Origin of the sequence: Tenacibaculum halocynthiae (assembly GCF_964512825.1) — a bacterium.
Lineage (GTDB): Bacteria > Bacteroidota > Bacteroidia > Flavobacteriales > Flavobacteriaceae > Polaribacter > Polaribacter halocynthiae.
Genome location: NZ_CAZELG010000006.1, coordinates 1 through 2967 on the forward strand (window position 1 = coordinate 1; position 2967 = coordinate 2967).

General features: G+C 28.6%; 9 protein-coding genes and 1 pseudogene. All 10 read right to left on the bottom strand.

Annotated features, from left to right (window positions below; all coding sequences use genetic code 11):
- Positions 1–324 (bottom strand): annotated as a pseudogene (locus tag ACKTTQ_RS00555) (HlyD family secretion protein); the annotation flags it as partial.
- Positions 325–527: 203 nt separating this feature from the next.
- Positions 528–734: a hypothetical protein gene (locus ACKTTQ_RS00560; RefSeq protein WP_093869922.1), complete on the bottom strand. Its 207-nt coding sequence runs from the start codon at positions 732–734 to the stop codon at positions 528–530.
- Between the two features lie 114 nt (positions 735–848).
- A complete protein-coding gene (locus ACKTTQ_RS00565) occupies positions 849–1016 on the bottom strand; it encodes a hypothetical protein (RefSeq protein ID WP_299135934.1) in 168 nt (55 codons plus the stop codon).
- 33 nt (positions 1017–1049) lie between these two features.
- Complete coding sequence (locus ACKTTQ_RS00570; RefSeq protein WP_408048143.1) at positions 1050–1265, bottom strand: hypothetical protein; 216 nt, start codon at positions 1263–1265, stop codon at positions 1050–1052.
- Between the two features lie 18 nt (positions 1266–1283).
- Positions 1284–1469 (bottom strand): hypothetical protein, encoded by a 186-nt coding sequence (locus tag ACKTTQ_RS00575; protein ID WP_408048144.1) that lies wholly within the window; start codon positions 1467–1469, stop codon positions 1284–1286.
- 21 nt (positions 1470–1490) lie between these two features.
- The gene (locus ACKTTQ_RS00580; protein ID WP_093869919.1) at positions 1491–1718 is read right to left on the bottom strand and encodes a hypothetical protein; all 228 of its coding nucleotides are present in this window, start codon (positions 1716–1718) and stop codon (positions 1491–1493) included.
- Between the two features lie 6 nt (positions 1719–1724).
- Positions 1725–1931: a hypothetical protein gene (locus ACKTTQ_RS00585; protein WP_143032768.1), complete on the bottom strand. Its 207-nt coding sequence runs from the start codon at positions 1929–1931 to the stop codon at positions 1725–1727.
- Positions 1932–2062: 131 nt separating this feature from the next.
- Entirely contained in the window at positions 2063–2269 is a 207-nt protein-coding gene (locus ACKTTQ_RS00590) for a hypothetical protein (RefSeq protein WP_093869917.1), read from the bottom strand.
- 66 nt (positions 2270–2335) lie between these two features.
- Positions 2336–2536 carry a hypothetical protein gene (locus tag ACKTTQ_RS00595; RefSeq protein WP_093869916.1) on the bottom strand — a complete coding sequence of 67 codons (201 nt, stop codon included), beginning with the start codon at positions 2534–2536 and terminating at the stop codon, positions 2336–2338.
- Between the two features lie 32 nt (positions 2537–2568).
- Positions 2569–2778: a hypothetical protein gene (locus ACKTTQ_RS00600; RefSeq protein ID WP_408048145.1), complete on the bottom strand. Its 210-nt coding sequence runs from the start codon at positions 2776–2778 to the stop codon at positions 2569–2571.
- Positions 2779–2967: the final 189 nt, after the last annotated feature.

Below are 2967 nucleotides of genomic sequence, written 5' to 3' on the forward strand. Positions count from 1 at the left end.
TAATAAAACATCTTTATAAGAAGCACTATTTTCTATGACAGCTAATACTTCATTTTTAGTTACTTTTTTCCCTTCATGTGTTAAAAAAACTTCAAATTGGCCAGCTGATTTTGCATAGATTTTCTCTGGAGGAAAAGAAGTAGTTACCATTACCTCTGTTGCTATTACATCAGGATATTTTACAAACCAAGAAATGAACAATAACATGATAATTAATAAAAAAAACAAAGTGTTTCCCCAACGAATCATCCAATTAGGCACATAACTTAATATTTCTTGTACTTCTTCACTTCGTATTTCTATGTCTTGATTATTTTCTGGCATATCTAAAAAAAGAAATATAGAGAAGGAAGTGAACTTCCTTCTCTAATTTAAATTTATCAAAAAAGAATGAGTAAATTTTCGACTCTAGGTAGATAATATGTATATTTTTCATATAGCTAACAAAAATGAAAAAACTCATTACTTTTTCTATTATAATTACTTGTATTGTTTAATTAAAATTTCAACTAATCTTAATATTAAAACTAATTTCTAATTCCATCATCAAATACTGGACAGAAAGGAGTTGCTCCATCTGGACATAATTCATTACAAAGAACTTTAGCAATTAACTGTGGAGGATTTACCCCAACAGCATAACAAAATCCAACTGGATAATCAAATCCACCATTAATTAACTTTTGATCTTTCTTGTTTAAAAATTTACCTAAATTTAAAATTTGCTTTTTCATTATTTAAATACTTTATAATTAATAAACCTTGATTTTTTAATACTCTCAAGGGATGAGCTTATTTACACTTTAAAAGAATATTTAAACGATAAAAATATTCAATAATTAAATTGATCATTCAGGACAAGCTTCCTGAAAAGGACCAATTACACATCTATTATTTATGTAACAATAGTGCTTTTGACACAAGCCAAAAGTACATTTCCCTGAACCTCCTCCATTAATCGTTCTTTGCTTTTCTTTATTTAAAGGTGTTCCTATGTTTGAAATTGATTTCTTCATTTTAACACTTCACTCCTAAATAGAATGTAAAAGTTAACATCCAGGAGTATTTGGAAAAAACAAACAAATATCATCAGAAAGACCATCACAATCAATACTACGTGAACTCCAATCACAAGGTTGAATATTAGGTATTCCAGGAGAAAAACATTCACATGGACGAAGACTTAATACGCCTCCACGTCCATTAATAGATTTTTGCTCAGCTCTATTTAGAGTTTTTCCTAAATTTAAAATTGCATTCTTCATCTTATTAAATTCACAAAATTAATTACAATACCTTCTATAGTCAATACCTAACATACATAAACCCAAGTAAGGTGCATTATCACAACATCCCATATCACGTGGACAATCAGAATGATGAAAACATCCTATACCAACTCCTCCTTTAATTATCTTTTGCTGATCTTTACTTAAAGCATCACCAAAACTTAAAATTGTTTTTTTCATTTGTACAGTTGTTAGTTAAATTTAAAGTCCGCAAGGATTCTCTCCAAAAATTCCTGGTACACAAACACCTGGACCACCAGGAGTTGCTCCAAAACAAACATAACCATAGCTATGATTATGTTGATGATTACAACAATCACTGTCATTATAACATTGATTTACTCCTTTAATAGGCTTACCTCCTCCTAATATCTCTTTCTGTTTAGTTTTACCTAAAACTTTTCCTAATTTTAATACTTGTTTTTTCATAATAGCTTAAAATGTATCAGCAGTTTCACAACTTATATGAACAAAAACTCTTACTTTACAGTAATTAGAAAGTTGATGATATTGCTCACAAGTACCACATCCCATTCCTGGAATTCCATAACAAGAAGGCCCATTACAACTAGTACCTCCGTTAATTTCTTTTTGTTTAGCTTTATTCAAAGCTTCTCCTAAATTTAATATTGATTTTTTCATTTTTAAAAGATTTAATAAGTTCATTAAACCCTTGATCGTTTTAAGACATTCAAGGTATATGTCTATTCTCCGCGAAATTTTTTATTACTATAGCTATCAGTAAAAATTATTAACCTAACCTAAAAATTTTATTAGATTAAAATATCTAAGCTCTTACAAACTAATTTATATGTACAAGGTCCAGTACTAACCCATTTACATCCAACTGGTGGTGGAGCTAATACAGGAAACTCACATGGGAAAGGAATTTGAGGATCAATTTGCTTTGTTCCTCCAAATACTTTTTTTTGATCTACTTTATTTAAAGCTCTTCCTAAGCTTAAAATTGATTTTTTCATTTTTAAATTATTTAGTTTTGATTAAATTATTAATTGTTTTAAAATATTAGATTTCACATAAATTCTTTACAGAGAAAAATCTGGTCTAGGTAACTCTGCATCACAGATTACTCCAGGAGCTCCTATTCTTTTGCATCCTCCACCAGAACAGCAAAATCCTGAGCCATTACAATGGTTGTACTGATCGCATTGAGCAATTCCTCCATTAATAGCTTTTTGTTGTCTTTTATTTAAAGTCGTTCCTAAATTTAAAATTTGTTTTTTCATAATAATCTATACGTTTTTAATTAGTAATTAAATTAGCAAAAAGCAGGAAAAACATCACAAATATCAGGAACTTCAATATCTATAATACCACACCCAGTTCCAATACCATCACATGGTTGATTTATAATTGTTCCTACTGTGTTACATTTACAAATAGGTAATACAGGATTATTACCTCCTAATATTTCTTTTTGTTCAACTTTATTTAAAGTCTTTCCTATATTTAAAATTGATTTTTTCATTTTAAAAAGATTTAATTGGTTTATTAAACCCTTGATCATTTTAAGACACTCAAGGTATATGTCTATTCCTCGCGAGAGAATATTTTTGTCATGACCAATGGAGTAATCTAATTTTAAAGAGATAGATTACTTTATGGTTATGATATTATATTTATTTACCCAAGTCTAGCTGATTTTTAACTAGGTGAT